The organism is Streptomyces sp. NPDC003691, from assembly GCF_053981115.1.
Genome location: NZ_JBSFNQ010000061.1, coordinates 1 through 15,382 on the forward strand (window position 1 = coordinate 1; position 15,382 = coordinate 15,382).

The 15,382-nt window shown below is 73.2% G+C and carries 11 protein-coding genes; 1 reads left to right on the top strand and 10 read right to left on the bottom strand.

What is annotated here, in order from left to right; all coding sequences use genetic code 11:
- Positions 1-66: 66 nt before the first annotated feature.
- The 6 genes from ACWDR0_RS24945 to ACWDR0_RS24970 form a co-directional block, all read right to left on the bottom strand.
- Entirely contained in the window at positions 67-1,329 is a 1,263-nt protein-coding gene (locus ACWDR0_RS24945) for a TetR/AcrR family transcriptional regulator (protein WP_456353984.1), read from the bottom strand.
- 443 nt (positions 1,330-1,772) lie between these two features.
- Entirely contained in the window at positions 1,773-2,849 is a 1,077-nt protein-coding gene (locus ACWDR0_RS24950; RefSeq protein WP_456353985.1) for a zinc-binding dehydrogenase, read from the bottom strand.
- A 56-nt stretch (positions 2,850-2,905) separates the two neighbouring features.
- Entirely contained in the window at positions 2,906-4,378 is a 1,473-nt protein-coding gene (locus tag ACWDR0_RS24955; protein WP_456353986.1) for an aldehyde dehydrogenase, read from the bottom strand.
- Positions 4,379-4,432: 54 nt separating this feature from the next.
- A complete protein-coding gene (locus ACWDR0_RS24960) occupies positions 4,433-6,121 on the bottom strand; it encodes a class I adenylate-forming enzyme family protein (RefSeq protein WP_456353987.1) in 1,689 nt (562 codons plus the stop codon).
- A gap of 285 nt (positions 6,122-6,406) precedes the next feature.
- Positions 6,407-7,417 (bottom strand): esterase/lipase family protein, encoded by a 1,011-nt coding sequence (locus ACWDR0_RS24965; protein WP_456353988.1) that lies wholly within the window; start codon positions 7,415-7,417, stop codon positions 6,407-6,409.
- Between the two features lie 245 nt (positions 7,418-7,662).
- The gene (locus ACWDR0_RS24970) at positions 7,663-8,916 is read right to left on the bottom strand and encodes a PucR family transcriptional regulator (RefSeq protein WP_456353989.1); all 1,254 of its coding nucleotides are present in this window, start codon (positions 8,914-8,916) and stop codon (positions 7,663-7,665) included.
- Positions 8,917-9,090: 174 nt separating this feature from the next.
- On the opposite strand from ACWDR0_RS24970, the gene ACWDR0_RS24975 reads away from it, so the two are divergent.
- Positions 9,091-9,546, top strand: a complete 456-nt coding sequence (locus ACWDR0_RS24975; protein ID WP_456353990.1) for a helix-turn-helix domain-containing protein — start codon at positions 9,091-9,093, stop codon at positions 9,544-9,546.
- A gap of 76 nt (positions 9,547-9,622) precedes the next feature.
- On the opposite strand, the gene ACWDR0_RS24980 is transcribed toward ACWDR0_RS24975, so the two are convergent.
- From ACWDR0_RS24980 to ACWDR0_RS24995, 4 genes are all read right to left on the bottom strand, one after another.
- Entirely contained in the window at positions 9,623-11,536 is a 1,914-nt protein-coding gene (locus ACWDR0_RS24980; protein WP_456353991.1) for a hypothetical protein, read from the bottom strand.
- A gap of 322 nt (positions 11,537-11,858) precedes the next feature.
- The gene (locus ACWDR0_RS24985) at positions 11,859-13,076 is read right to left on the bottom strand and encodes a hypothetical protein (RefSeq protein WP_456353992.1); all 1,218 of its coding nucleotides are present in this window, start codon (positions 13,074-13,076) and stop codon (positions 11,859-11,861) included.
- 267 nt (positions 13,077-13,343) lie between these two features.
- Entirely contained in the window at positions 13,344-13,577 is a 234-nt protein-coding gene (locus ACWDR0_RS24990) for a hypothetical protein (RefSeq protein WP_456353993.1), read from the bottom strand.
- A gap of 218 nt (positions 13,578-13,795) precedes the next feature.
- Complete coding sequence (locus tag ACWDR0_RS24995) at positions 13,796-15,343, bottom strand: amino acid permease (RefSeq protein WP_456353994.1); 1,548 nt, start codon at positions 15,341-15,343, stop codon at positions 13,796-13,798.
- Positions 15,344-15,382 lie beyond the last annotated feature (39 nt).

A 15,382-nucleotide genomic window follows, 5' to 3' on the forward strand; every position in this document is an offset into this window, starting at 1 on the left:
GTTCCGGTCACGTCGATGCGCCGCACCATGAGCCCGGCACGGTTCCGGTGCCGGGACGCGGGTGGATCAGCCGGACCGCAGCAGGGCGGCGCCGATCTCCACCAGCCGGTCGCCGAGATCGGGGCGCGCCCCCAGCCGCCCCGTGCGCACCGCGTTGTCCACGACCGTCAGCACCGCACTGACCACGATCCGGCCCTCCGCCGGGTCGGTGCCGGGCCGGGCCTCCTCCAGCAGCCGTCCCCAGAGCGCCAGATACTCCCGCTGCGCCTGGCGGGCCGACCGCCGTTCCTTCTCGGGCAGCTGGTCCAGCTCGCCGAGGATCAGCCCGATCAGATGCCCGTGCCCCAGGGCGAAGTCCACATAGGAACGGAGCAGCCGGTCGAGGGTCTCGTCCGGGGTGCCCGGGGTCCGCAGCGCCCGCTCCGTGCCGGCGCGGCGCTGTTCGCCGCCCCGCACGATTCCGGCGATCAGCAGGTCGGTCTTGGTCGGGAAGTGCTTGTAGATACTGGGCCCCGAGGCCCCCGCCGCCTCGCCGATGTCGTCGGTGCTCACCGACTGGAAACCCCGCTCGTCGAAGAGGCGGAGCGCGGCGCCGAGGATCTCCTCCCGGCGGGAGACGGCGAGCGCGGCATACGTCCCCGGCAGGGCCGGGCCCTGCCCGCCCTCCGCCCCCGGGGCGCCCAGCGGGCAGTACGCCGCCGCGTTCGCCAGCCGCAGCAGCACCTCCTCGAAGCGCCGGCGCGGCAGGGACGTGCGGTGCCAGGAGAGGGAGCCGGCCACCGAGAGCACCGCCCAGGCGAGCAGGGCGCGGTCGGCCGCGGTCAGCTCCGGACGCTCCGCCCCGATGAGTTCGCCGAGCCGCCCGGCGGCCGCGCTCAGCGACTGTCCGGCCCGCACCCGGTGCTCCTCGGGCAGATGCCGGGCCTCCCGCTGCCAGATGACGGCCGCGCCGCGGCGCTCGATGCTCTGCGCGGTGGTCGTCGCGAGATAGGAGTCCAGGTCCACGGCGTCCGCCGCAGTCGCGGTGACCGTGCCGACGGTCCGGTCGACGACCTGCGCCAGCAGATCCGGTTTGCCGCGGAAATGCCGGTAGAGCGCGGGGGCGGTGATCCCGACGGCACCGGCCACATCGGCCACCGAGACATTGTGGTAGCCCCGGTCGCGGAAGAGTTCGGCGGCGGCCGCGACGATCCGCTCCTTGCGGTCCGGCGGCCTGCGGGTGACCGTGCGCCGGGCGCCCCCGGCGGCCCTTCCGGCCCCCCGGCGCGCATCCGGTGCGGCCGCCGCGGGGGCGGTACGGGGACCGGTGCGGTCGGCGGCGTCGTTCATCCGCACAACGTACCCCAATCGATGGCCGCGGTGACCCGTTCTTCACCTGTTGTCGTCGGGCGCGGGACGGCGCAGGGGCGTCAGGGCCCGTCCCCATAAGGCCATTGACGGTGACCATGCCGAGGAAAGTGAAGCAGAAGTAACGTCCGGACTCGGATCCTGAGGGTGCCGGTGCCGGCCTGGCACGGGATCCCCGGCCGGGCCCGGCGGGCGGCGGCGGGGCGGGCCCGGCCGCCGTCCGCCCGTACGGTCCGGGCGCTCGGACGGCTCGGCGCCGTTCCTCCGGCGCGGGCCCGGACCGCCGTACGGCTCCCGCCGTCCCCGCGCGCGGTGGTGCGGCGTTCGTGCTGCCCGCCCGGATCCGTGCCGCGCCGCCGTCCCCGCGCGGTGGTGCGGTGCCCCGGCGGCCGCGGACCCCTCCGCCGCCGGAGGCACCGGCTCCGTCAGGCGATGTCGACGACCGTGCGCAGCGCCTCGCCCGAGTGCATCTGACGGATCGCCTCGTTGATGCCGTCCAGCGGGACATGGTGGGTGATCATCGACTCCAGGTCGATCCGGCCCGATCGCCACAGCCCGGTGATGGTGGCGTACGTCCGGCGGATGTCCCCGCCGCCGTAGAACGACGGCAGCACCTTCTTCTCGTTCATCACCAGCTCGGCGAGGTTGAGGTCGGTGAGGTCGCCGCGGCTTCCCGCGCCGACCAGACAGACCGTACCGCCGGGCCGGGCCGCGTCGTAGGCCGCCCGCAGGGTGCCCGGCCGGCCGACCGCCTCGAAGGCGTAGTCGACGCCGAGGCCCCCGGTGAGCCGCTTGACGGCCTCGGCCAGCTCCTCCGGCGCGACCGCCTCGTCCGCGCCGAACTCCACGGCCATCCGGCGCCGGTTGGCCGTCGGGTCCACGGCCAGGATCCGGGCCGCTCCCGCGACCCGGGCGCCCTGGAGGATGCTCACCCCGACGCCGCCCAGACCGATGACGACGACCGTCGAGCCCGGCCGCACCCGGGCCGTGTTGAGGGCGGCGCCGATACCGGTGGTGACCCCGCAGCCGATCAGCGCCGCGATGTCGTACGGCATGTCGTCGGGTACCGGGATCGCGGCGTACCCGGCTATCACGGTCTCCTCGGCGAAGGTCCCGGCGCCCATCATGCCGGGCAGCGGCCGGTCCCCGGCGCGGAAGTTGGGGACGGCGAGGTTGCCGAAGCCGCTGCGGCACAGATGGGTGTCGCCGGTCGCGCAGACCGCGCAGGTGTCGCAGGGCGGCATCCAGCAGACGATGACCCGGTCGCCGGGCTTCACATGGGTGACGCCCTCACCGACCTCCAGGACCTCGCCCGCGCCCTCGTGGCCGGGGACGAAGGGCGCCGGATGGGCCAGCACCCCGCTCATGGCGGACAAGTCGGAGTGGCAGAGTCCGGCCCGGTGCATCCGGACCCGGACTCGGCCGGGTCCGAAGGAGACGGGGGTGACCTCGGTGACGTCGAGGGTCTCGTCCCCGGTGGTGTGCAGTACGGCGGCGCGCATGGGTGTCTCCCGGTGTGGAGTGGATCGGTGTTCGGAGGTGGGGGAGTGAAGGGGGATCAGCCGGCGGCCGGTGCGGCGGGCTGCGGCAGATTGACCGTCTGGTACTCGACATAGCCCGCCAGCCCCTCCGGGCCGAACTCGCGGCCGATACCGGAGTTCTTGAAGCCGCCGAACGGGGCCGCGAGGTCGAGGCGGAAGCCGTTGACGGAGACGGTGCCGGTGCGCACCCGGCGGGCCACCCGCGCCGCCCGCTCCGGGTCGGCGGAGAACACCGCGCCGGAGAGCCCGTAGTCGGAGTCGTTGGCGACGGCGACCGCCTCGTCCTCGGACTCGTACCGGATGAGGCAGACCACCGGGCCGAAGATCTCCTCCCGGGCGACCCGCATGTCGTTGGTGACATCGCCGAGCAGGGTGGGCGTCACGTACCAGCCGGTGGTGCGGTCCGCCGGGACCCCGCCGCCGGTGAGGACGGTGGCGCCCTCCTTCCGCCCCGTCTCTATCCAGTCGAGGTTCCGCTGCTGCTGGGCGCGGCTGACCATCGGGCCGACGACCGTCTCCGGATCGGCCGGGTCGCCGACCCGGAGCCCGGCGAAGGCCGCGCCGAGGGCGGCGGCCACCGCGTCGTACCGGGAGGAGTGCACCAGGACCCGGGTCAGCGCCACACACGCCTGGCCGCTGTTGGCGGCACAGGTGCCGGCCACGATCGACGGCAGGGCCACGGCCAGGTCGGCGTCGTCCAGCAGGATCGCCGCCGACTTGCCGCCGAGTTCGAGGGAGACCCGGGTGAGCCCGTCCGCGGCGGCGGCCATCACGGCCTTGCCCGCCGCGACCGAGCCGGTGAACGCGATCTTGTCGATACCGGGGTGGGACACCAGCGCGGCGCCGGTCTCCCGGCCGCCGGTGAGCACGGAGAGCACCCCCTCGGGCAGCCCCGCCTCCGCGCAGAGCGCGGCGAGCCAGTTGGCGTCGAGAGGGGTCTCCGCGGCGGGCTTGAGCACTACCGTGCAGCCGGTGAGCAGGGCAGGGGCCAGTTTGGCGGCGATCGTCAGCTGGGGCACGTTCCACGGGGTGACCGCGGCCACCACACCGACCGGCTCCCGGCGCACCAGGACCGGCCCGCCGGTGCCGGTCCGCTCCTCCTCCGGCTCGAACGCCTCGGCGGCGGCCAGCGCGGCGCCGAACACCCCGACGGCCGACAGCGCCTGGCCCCGTACGGAGAACAGCATCGGCGAGCCGTTCTGCAGAGTGACCAGCTCCGCGAGCTCCCGGTGGCGGGCGGCGATCAGATCGCGGATCCGGCCGACGACGGCGATCCGCTCGGCCAGCGGCAGCCGCGGCCAGGGGCCGTGGTCGAACGCTTCGCGGGCCGCCGTGACGGCCGCGTCGACGTCCTCGGGACCGGCCTGCGGCACCCGGCCGACGACCTGCTCGGTCACGGGCGACACGATTTCGACGGTCTCCGGACCCGAAGGGGCGGTCCACCGGCCGCCGATGAACAGCTTGTCGTACTCCACTGGTGCGGTGGTCATGCGGAACTCCTCGGTACGGCGGAACGGTGGCGGAAATGAAGGTCCGGCGGCGGCTCAGGCGGTGAGCCTGCGGCGCAGCTCGGTTTTGAGGACCTTGCCGGTCGGAGTGAGCGGCAGCGCGTCCACCAGCCGGGCCTCCCGGACCCGCTGGTACGGCGCGACCCGCTCGGCGACATGCGCGAGCAGCTCGCCGACGAAGGCGTCGGCGCGCTCGGCCTCGGCCCGGGCGGCGGGTTCGAGCACCACGAAGGCCACCGGTATCTCCCCGGCGACCGGGTCGGGGCGGCCGACGACGGATGCCTGGGAGACCGCGGGATGCGAGCAGAGCACATCCTCCAGCGGCTGCGGATAGACGTTGTACCCCTTGTAGATGACCATGTCCTTGGCCCGGCCCACCAGGAACAGGAACCCGTCGGCGTCGAGCCGCCCGAGATCGCCGGTGCGCAGCCAGCCACCGGCGAACTGCTCCGCGGTCAGCTCCGGTTCGTCCTGGTAGCCGTCGGTGACCTGGGGGCCGCTCACCCAGATCTCGCCCGCCTCCCCGGTGGGGCGGACGGTGACCCCGTCCTCGGCGCGGATCTCGATCGCGGTGCCCGGGGCGGCGAGCCCGACGGTCCCCTCGGGGGCCTCGACGCCCGGGGGCACCATGGTCACGCCCATCGTCGCCTCGCTGAGCCCGTAGCCCTCGTTCACGGAGGCGTTCGGCAGTGCCGCGCGGAGCCGGGCGAGGGCGCCCGGGTCGATCGGCGCGGCCCCCGAGGTGACCATCCGGACCGACGACAGGTCGTACCGGCCCAGCTCGGGGCTGCGCAGCATCGCGTAGTACATGGCGGGGGAGCCGGAGATATGGGTGACCCCGTGCTCCTCGATGTCCCGGAGGAAGCGCTCGGCGTCGAACCGGCCGCCGGTGATCACACAGGTTGCGCCGAGCAGGGTGTTGGCGTTGTGCCCGATCAGACCGAGTCCGTGGAACAGCGGGGCGACGGCGATGTTGACGCAGTCGCCGGGAACGATGGTCGTCTCCGGAGCGCCGGGCAGCCGTTCGAGCCGCAGCCCGCCGTCCGTGTCGAGGACGAACCGGGAGCCGGAGCGCAGGGGCACGGTCTGGAGCACATTGGCGACGATGTTGCGGTGGAGGACCCGGACCGCCTTGGTGCGCCCGGTGGTGCCGCCGGTGAGCTGGAGATGGGCGACCGTGTCCGGTCCGGGCCGGTAGCCCGTCAGCGGGGCGGTGGCCAGCAGGGCGGCCAGCGGCAGCCAGGTCCCGGGCGGCTCGACGCTCTCGGGGGCGGGGCTCACGGGGGAGCCGGGGACATGGACCACCGGGCCGGTGGCGGTGAGGACCGCCGTCACCTCCGCGGAGGCGGCCGACGAGGGGTGGGTGAAGACGGCCTTCGCGCCGCAGTCGGCCAGCTGGGCGCGGAGCGCTTCGGCCGGCTGCGCCGGGTTGACCGGCGCGACCGTCAGTCCCGCGCAGAGCGCGCCGTAGTAGGCGACGACGTACCAGTAGGTGTTCGGCAGATGGAGAGCGGCGACATCGCCGGGGCCCAGGCCGCGGGCGCGCAGTCCGCCCGCCACCCGCAGGGCGGCGTCGCGCAGCTCGCCGTAGGTCATCGTCTCCGGGCCGTCGCGCAGGGCGATCCGCTCGGGGTACGCCCCGGCCGAGCCGGTCAGAAAGGCGTCGGCGCCGACCGCGGGCAGCTCGGGGAGGGACGACGGGTACAAGGGCCGGACAGAGGTCACGGGTTCTCCTGGTGACTGGCGGAAGGAGTTGGTCCGGTGCGCGCCCGGGTGAACAGTCGATATCTGCTACGTCTCGCCATTGCCCATCATGGACAGAGCTGTTGGCGCGCAAAAGCTAGGCAAACATGAGCTTTTCGGGCCGCTTGATAGAGACGAAGTTAATTGACGCTAACGGCTCTGTCCATGGTTGCGACCAGATCTTTCCGGGCCGCCGCAGGGACCGGGGCCGGGCGGTCCGGCGCCTGTAGCCCGGCCCCGCCCGCGGCCCGGACCTGCGGCGGACGGTCACCGGGAGGCGTACGGCCGCAGCGCGGGTTCGTCGCGGACCCGGGGCGCGGTCAGCGCGGCCGTGGCCGCCGCCGGGGCCACCACGGCCCCCGCGTACGCGATGTCGGCCGCCCCGACCCCCGGGAGGTACGGCGCGGCCGTGCAGGCGCCTGTGGGCAGCCGCGCGGGATCGGCGGGCCCCGGCCGGTCCAGGGCGTCGCGCACCAGCCGGAAGGTCACGGAGTCGTAGACGAGGCCGATGTGCGTCACCAGCCGCACTCCGCACACGTCCTGCACCTTGATATTGCGCGCGCCCTGCCGGACGGAGGTCCGGTAGGGCGTCACCACCAGGTCGTCGCGGGTGTAGACCGCGGTGTACGACACCCCGCCGGGAGTCGGGTCGCCGGAGTTCAGCGCGGTCAGGAACGCCGACCCCGGCCTCATCTGGTGCAGCGCCGGAGCGCAGGACAGGACGCAGGCCGGATCCCCGGCCGCCGCCCCGTACTCGGGGGTGCCGAGACTCACCACGTCGTCGACGGACTCCCGCAGCGAGGGCCAGTAGGTCAGTGCCCAGCGCAGTTGGAGGCCGCCCTGGCTGTGGCCGATCGCGTCGACCTTGCGGCCGGTGGCCGCGCGCATCGTGGCCAGCGCATGGACGACGTACTCGGCGGACTCCTGGATATCGGTGAGGGACCGGCCGGGCAGGTCGACCGTGCAGACGTCGTACCCCAGGCCGCGCAGGGCCGGCGCGTAGTTCCAGCCCCAGTTGAGCCCGGCGTCGACCCCGGTCCCGTGGACCAGGAGCACCGGATCCTTCGCGGATCCTCCGAAACCGGAGGGGCAGTCCAGGGCCGCGGCCAGCCGGTCGGCGGGGACGCTCAGGGCCGGATCGCCCGCGGTGGCCGCGGCGGCCGCGGTGCCCGCGGAGGCGGCGGGGGCGGCCGGGGCGAGGGTCAGCAGGGCGGCGCAGAGCGCGCCGAGGGCCCGGCCGCGGAGCGGGCGGCGGGCGGCGGGTGCGGTGGTCGGCATGGAGGACTCCTTTGTCCGGATGGTCCGCGTGGTGCAGGTGGTGCGGGGCGCCCGGCGGCGGGGGCGCCGCGGTGTGCCCGGGTGCCGTGGGGGAGGGGCGGCGGCGGGCCCGGCCGAGCCGAATGTCACACGCCGCCGGGCTTGCGAGAACCCGTCGCGCAACGATGCGGCGGCGGCCGGGCCGGGACGTGTGCGGAGGCCCATACCGGCGGCTCGCGGGCTGGGCCGGGGCACTCCGTCCGGGCTCAGTCTCCCGGGGCCGTGACGTCCGCCGCGTCGAGAGCGAGGGCGAGGTCGACCAGGTCACGGGGGTCGGACAGGGAACGGCCGGTGAGGCGCTCCAGCCGGTGGAGGCGGTTGAGGACCGTATTGCGGTGGCAGTACAGCAGCTCCCCGGCCCGCCGGGTCGAGCCGCCGCGGTCCAGCCAGGCCGCCAGGGTGGCCAGCAGCTCCGCGCGGTCGGCGGGGTCCAGTGTCCGCAGCGGGCCGAACACCTCGTCCGCGACCGCGGCGGCTGGTTCGGGCGCGGCCACGGCGAAGGCCCGGGAGAAGCGGTCGCCGAGCGCATGCAGCACACCGTCCGCCGGGCAGGCGGCCAGGGCCAGCTGTGCCAGCCGCCGGGCCCGGCCCAGCGCGGCCAGACCCGCCACCGGGGTACCGACGCCCCCGCGGTCGCCCGGTGCCACCGGGATCAGCCCGGGCGGCAGGCCCGGCCGGTCGCCGAGGTACGCCACCACCGCCGTCGTGCCGTCCAGCGGGCACCAGTAGAGCGGTACGCCCTCCGCGGACTCGAACACGGGATCCGTATCGGCGCGGACGGCGCCCGGACCCCGCAGCAGCGCCACCGCGTACCGGCCGTCCGGCGGCAGCCCCAGGGCGACCGCGAACGCCGGGACGTGCACCGGGTCGGCGTGCCCGCGCAGCAGGGCCCGCAGTACCGGGCGATGGCGCCGGGCCGCCGTGTCCGGCAGTGCGCCGGCGGCCTGCCGGTGCGCCTCGGCGAGCAGTGCCGTGTCCCGGTCCACCCGGCGCCAGACGTCGCTCGCCGCGAAGGCCAGCGCGGCGGCCCGGTCCGGCCGGTCCCGCAGGACGAGGGAGACCAGCGCCTCCCAGAGCCGGACACCGCCGATACGGTACGCGTGCAGTACGGCCCGGAGCGGTACGCCGTCCGCCGCCCTGCGCAGCCCCGTACGCCAGGCGTACTCGCCCGAATCGGCCGCCCGGCCCGGGTCGATCAGACCCGCCACGAAGGCGTCGAGCGCCTCCCGCGCCGACTCCGCGAGGTCCGGCGGCGCGAGCAGCGGATCGCCGTAGTAGGCGCTGGCCGTGCGCAGTTCGGAGACCGCGCCGCTGACCAGGTCGGGCAGTACGGGGCGGAGCAGCCCGCCCGCGTAGCGCAGCACGGCGCCGGAGTCCTGCCCGCCGTCCGCCGGGGGCGGCGGACGATCCGGGGGCGGCGGCGGGAGCGGGCCGGGCCGGGACGGGGGCGGTGGTCGCACGGGCTGACTCCGTTTCCGAGCGATCCGACTGCTGGCGGACTGGAAGCCACGTTAGAGCGGAATTACATATCGGTCCATCGTGGCGAGAAAGGTCCTTGGATGATCTTTTCATTCGATGGTGCATCGGATTCACTTGGGGCGTTGTGACCAGAACGTCCGGGAGGGGAGCGGAACATGATGCCGGGACCACGGGGGTACGCGGATGCGGGCGAGACGGCCGGGGCCGTGGCCGGGCGGAGCCGGCCGGCGGATCCCGGCCGTACCGCCCGTGACGACGGCGAACTCGCCTCCTTCTACGAGCTGATCGACTCCGCCATCGGCGCCTGCGGGGATTTCCGCCGGGCCGCCCGGCGGGTGGAGGAGACCCTCGCCGTGCTGCGCGACGCCCGGCGGCCCGGCCCGCCTCCCGTGCTGCTCGGCGGTACCGACATGCGGCGGGCCTGGGCCGATTTCTCCGCGGCGATGCGGGATATGAACAGCGCCGTCACCGATGCCCGGGCCGAGGGCTACCGGGCGGCCGTCGACGATGCCGGGATCAGCCTGACCGACCTCGCCCGGCTCTCCGGGCACTCGCGGCAGCATGTGACCCGGCTGGTCAACCGGGGCCGGGGGGCCCGCGACGAGGAGTGACCCGGTGGGGTGGGGTGCGGCTGGATCCCCGGCTCCCCGCCGGAGCGGGGAGCCGGGGACCGCGTACCGCCGTGGCTCAGAAGCCGACGCCCGCGTTGAGCGCCGCCTTCTGCGCGTCCTTCGGCAGCCCGGTGTTCAGCGGGGCCCGCTTGCCGCCCGGGGTCAGCTTGTTCAGCTCCCAGCCGCCGCGGTCCTTCGCGGTCGCCCGCAGGTTCCAGGACGAGGCCATGCCCGCGTACAGGAATCCCTTGTCCTCGAAGGGCAGGAAGACCCGGACGCCGTGCTGCGAGCGGTTGCCGAAGCCGTTCAGGGTCTCCGCCACCGCGGGCTTCGCCGGGTCGTCCATCCGCCAGACGTCACCGCCGCCCAGCGTGGCCTTCAGCGAGGGGCCGACCACGGACTCCAGCTTCTTCCGCGTGGTGTCGGAGAGCCCGTTGTTGACCGCGGTGAACCGGGCCCCCGGGGTGATCAGCCCGGTGCTGTCGAAGGTGGCCATGTAGAGCCGGTCCTGGAACACGGTGAACGTCCAGGAGTACGCGTTGCCGACATTGCCGTTGAAGCCCGACGGGCCGAACTTCGGGCTCTGCCCCAGCAGATTGGGCTTCTTGGTCCACCGCTTGGTGTTGGGGTTGTAGACCGGCAGGGTCTTCTCCCCGTACAGCAGCGTCGTCTTCTGCTTCTCGGTGCCCGGGTCGCTGATCCGGAAGACCGTGGTGGGACGGGAAGCGGAGATCATGTCGCGCTCGCGCAGCACATCCCCCTTGGGCTGCCCGTAGGCCTTCCACATCGTTTGGACCGCGCCGACCCCGGCCTGGTTGTAGCTGCCGACGTACAGCTCGCCCTTCCACTCGGCGAGCGCGCCCCAGGCGACGCCCTTGCCGAGCGCCGGGTCCGGGTCGTACTGGTCCCAGGAGAAGACGGGGCGCCAGGCGGTGGCGCCGTCGAAGGTCAGCCCGGTCCCGGGGATCGGCGGGCTCATCCAGATCCTGGCGGTGCCGCCGCTGACCGCGCCGTTGTCGCCGGGCAGCTGGGTGCCCCAGCCGGAGGCGACCAGCCGGTCCTTGAAGGTGGTGAGGTAGCCGGGGTCGTTCTCCAGCTGGGCGACGGTCTCGAAGACGAACGGGTTCGTCTTGTCGCCGGTCCAGCGCAGCACCCGGCCGCCGTTGACGCCCGGCGCACGGCCCGCGAGATAGAGATTGTTGTCCGAGGCGACGACACCGCCGCGGGCGCTGACCAGATCGGTGTACGCCTTGGAGCCCAGGAAGCGCCCGGTGCTGCCCTCGAAGGCGAACATCGACAGGCCGTGGCCGACGGTCTGGCCCTCGGCCACCAGCTGGCCGAAGAGGAGGACCACGTCGTTGTGGGCGGCGGCGCCCCGCAGGCCGATGGTCCGCTTGATCAGCGGATCGGCGGCGGGGGTGATGTCCTCCGTCTTCTGGGTGTCGGCGTTGACGCGCAGCACCTGCGGGGTACGGGCGTCGCCGTAGACCGGGCCCAGCGCACCCGCGGTGGCGCCCTTGCCGTACTCGCAGACGTCCGCGTTCTTCACCAGATGGGGCGTGATGTCCCCGTTGTAGGTGGAGGAGGCGTTGCAGGTGACATTGGCGAGGGTGCCGAAGTAGGCGTAGTCGCCGGAGCGGGCGGCGCTCCAGACATAGGCACCGTTGATCTTCGGCTGGAATCCGGAGGGGCATACCCCGTTCTGCGGCGCGGGCCGGGGGCCGCCGATCGACCGGAAGCACTCGTCGACCTGCGCCCGGGTGGTCAGCTCGGTATCGAGCAGCGGACCGCGGTGCGACACCCCCGACGTCTGCTGCGCGGCTTCGGCCGGGGCGGCCGTGGCCGTGACGTTCGGGGTGATGAGGGCGGCCACCGAGGCCAGCCCGGTGGCGAGCAGCGCGACCCGGCTGCGGCGTCCGGCGCGCCGGGCTCTCCCGCCGGGGGCGTTCATGCTGAGGTTCTGACTACTGCGCACATTCACGACAGACACACCTTCGGTCTCTCCGTCCACTCACTGGTGGGCTGCTGGAGAGCATCGGCGCGCACGCCGGGGGTGCGTCAACGGTCGTCGGGAACGGGTTTGCCGGGTGCGGCCCGCCGGCGTCTTCCCGAGACACGACGGGCCCGGCCGGGGCCTGACCGGCCCCGGTCCGGTGCCCCGGCCGGGTCTCCCGGGCCACAGCCGGGGCCCGCCCGGCCGTGGCCCGGGAGGAGACCTCCGGCCGGTGCGCGCCACGGGCCGCGACCGCGTGGCGGCCCGTAGCGGCCGGCCGGAGGCCGATCGGAGGGATCCGGGTCGGAAGGGGCTCGGGTCAGGAGGGATTCAGTTTGATCGCGAAGTTGTTGAAGACGGACCAGACGTCGACCCAGGCGACACCGCCGCTGCACTCCTTGGCGGCGTTGCAGCCGGTGCCGTAGCTGATGATGCCGTTCAGCTGGCGGGAGTTGGGGTCGTTGATGGTGATGACCGGTCCGCCGCTGTCTCCGCCGCGGCCCACGATGCCGCCGTAGTGCGGGACACCGTAGCTGCCGACGATGGTGTAGCCGTTGACCGGCCAGGTCGCGTTGCCCGCGTAGACGGTGCGGATATTGCAGACGACCTTGGAGTTGTAGCCGAGCTGGCAGGTGAAGTCGCCCACGGCCACATTGCGGACGCCGTTGAGGTAGCGGGTGTAGCCGGTGGCGTCGACGCCGTCCCAGGTGTAGCGGTAGGTCCTGGTCTCGATGAAGGCGGCGTCGATTTCGGGACGCTTGAACTTGACCTGGCCGATGTAGTTGCCGCCGACGGTCCAGACGTGGTCGTTGACGTTGTAGCAGTGTCCGGCGGTGGCCAGCCACTGGCGGCCGTCCCAGGTGCTGATCGCGGGGATACCGCTGGTGCAGTGGGAGCGGCCGCTGTAGTTCGGGCCGAGCGCGGCTCCCGCGTAGAACGGCGCGCTGTCGTTCTCCCTGGTCAGCGGGCGGGCGCCGGTCGACTTGGTGATCCGGAGCGGAGTGGCGTCGGCTTCGGCGCGGGCGTTCGCCACGGCCGGGGCGGCGAAGTGGGCCCGGGCCGCCGCCGGGTTGTCCACCTGGAGGTCGATGGCGCTGCCGTCCACCGCCGGCCCGGCCAGCGCGATGTCGAAGGGCAGGTTCCGGGCGGAGTCGAGGGCGGCGATCTCGGCCGAGAGCGCCTTGCGGGTCTTCTTGCCGGGCAGGACGTCGACCAGGCCGGTGTCCACCCGGGGAGCGGCCCTGCGTACGGCCGCGAGGAAGCTCTTCCCCTGCGACACATCGGTCAGATAGAGCTTGACCGAGCGGTAGTCGGAGCCCAGGGCGACCTGTGTGTACACATCGGAGCGGGCACCGAGGCCGATCTTCGCCACGGCGTCGGCGGTGGCCCGCAGCGGGGCCAGGACCCTGGCCTGTTCACCGGGTGCCATGGCGGCCACCCGGTCGGCGGAGAGCGGATCGCCGTTCTCCGCCTGGGCCGAGACCGTGGCCAGCGGTAGCAGGAGCAGGGCTCCCACGACCGCCAAGGAACGCCGCATGCTGATTCTCATCCGTCCCCCATGTCTCATGCTTACCCCTTTGAACAGCCCCTTGGGGCCGGGTCTTTCTGTGGTCGACCCGGAACGTATTGACATGTACAGGAGTCGACAAGGGGGTGAGAAAGGAGGTGTGGGGATCCGGGGGGCGTGCGGAGTGCCGTACGGCGCTTCCTGCGGCAACGCGCTGAACGGGAGCCTCCGGATCCGCCGGTCGGCCGGTCGACAGGTGGGCCGGTCGACCGGCCGGTCCGTCGGCCGCCGGGTCCGTCAGTCCCCCGGCCGGTCCCGGGGCGGGCCGGGCAGCAACTGCCCCACCAGTGCGAAGAACGCGGCCTCGTTGCCCGCCATGCCCAGCGCGTCGAGGGCCTCGTCCGCCTCCGCCATCGGCGCCGTCAGCAGCGGAAGCGCCGTCGGCGAGCGGCCCGGGCCGTCGATGGCGGCGCGGGTGGCGCCGAGCAGCCGGACGTACGCCTGGGCCGCGGTGGTTTCCGGATCGGTCATATCGCCTTCTTCCTCGGAGCGGTGCCGGTCCGTCAAGCATGGCGCGGACCACTGACAGCCCCCGGGCAGCGGCTCGCCGGACCCTTCGGCGAGTGGGGGCACGGACACGCCCGTGGGGGCCGGTTCCTGTCGGCGGGGTCGGCCCCCACGGGGTGTTCCGCGCCGAGCGCCGCGAGGTGCTCGTGAGGAACGGTCGCCGGATGTCGGCGAACGGGACGTCAGACGATGTGCTCGGCGATCTCCGCCTGCTCGCGCGCCGAGCCGTAGGGCGGCGGTGTGCTGTACGAACGGCGGGCCACGAACCACCAGACCGTCGCCAGGACCAGCACCGTGGCGAGCGCCACCGAGGCGTAGTTCATGGTGTTCACGGTCACCGGGCTGGACTGCGGCAGCAGGAACAGCACCGTCACACAGACCACCCACACCACGGCGGTCCAGCCGATCGGCTTGCTCCACCGCCCCAGGGTCCACGGGCCCGGCTGGAACCGGTCACCGGCCCTGAGCTTCAGATAGACCGGGATGATGTACGCGGGGGTGATCCCGATGACGTTGATCGCGGTGACCGCTCCGTAGGCCGTGGTCGACCAGAGCGACGGCAGTGCCAGGACCCCGGCGAAGCCCACCGACAGCCAGACCGCGGGCACCGGCGTCAGCGTCCGGCGGCTCACCTTCCGCCAGAGCTTCGAACCCGGCAGCGCGTTGTCACGGCTGAAGGCGAACACCATCCGGCTGGCCGCGGCCACCTCGGCGTTGCCGCAGAACAACTGCGCCACGATCACCACCAGGAGCAGCGCCGCGGCGCCGCCCGAGCCGAGCGCGTCCAGCAGGATCTGGGCGGGTGGTACACCGGTCTCGCTGTTGAGCGCGCCGTCGTAGTCCTGGATGGCGAAGGTCAGCGCCATCAGCAGGACGAACCCGGCGATCCAGGAGACCCAGATGGCCCGGACGATGCCCCGGGCCGCGGAGACCGAGGCGTTCGACGTCTCCTCGGAGAGATGGGCGGAGGCGTCGTACCCGGAGAACGTGTACTGCGCGAGCAGCAGTCCGATGGCCGCCACGTAGAAGGGGTTCTCCCAGCCCGTGTTGTTCACGAACTCGGTGAACACGAACTCCGGCGACTGGTGGTTGTCGGGGATGAACGCGATCGCGCCCACGATCAGGCCCACACCGCCCAGATGCCACCAGACGCTGACCGAGTTCAGCACGCTGACCAGCTTCACCCCGAACAGGTTCAGCGTGGCGTGCAGCAGCAGGATGGCCAGGAAGATCAGGAACGTCGAGCCCGGTGTCGGGTCGAAGCCCCACTGGAGATTGGCGAAGGCGCCGATGAACAGGGCGGCGCCGTAGTCGATGCCGGCGATCGCGCCCAGCAGGCCCAGGAGGTTGAGCCAGCCGGTGTACCAGCCCCATTTGCGGCCGCCGAGCCGGTCGGCCATGTAGTACAGCGCGCCCGAGGTGGGATAGGCGCTGGTGACCTCGGCCAGGGCCATACCGACGCAGAGCACGAAGAGCCCGACGCCCAGCCAGCCCCAGAGCATCACCGACGGCCCGCCGGTGTTCATGCCGAAGCCGTACAGGGTCATACAGCCGGAGAGGATGGAGATCACCGAGAAGCTGATGGCGAAGTTGCCGAAGCTTCCCATCCGGCGGGCCAGTACCGGTTGATAGCCCAGTTCGCGGAGCTTGGCCTCCTCGTCGACCGGCGGTGCGGTGTTCTGTGGGTTTCTGCGGGTGGAACGGGCCCATCGCGGTGGCGACAGGGACATGTGGGACCTCCGTGGGGACGGATCCTGCGGATTGCGCCG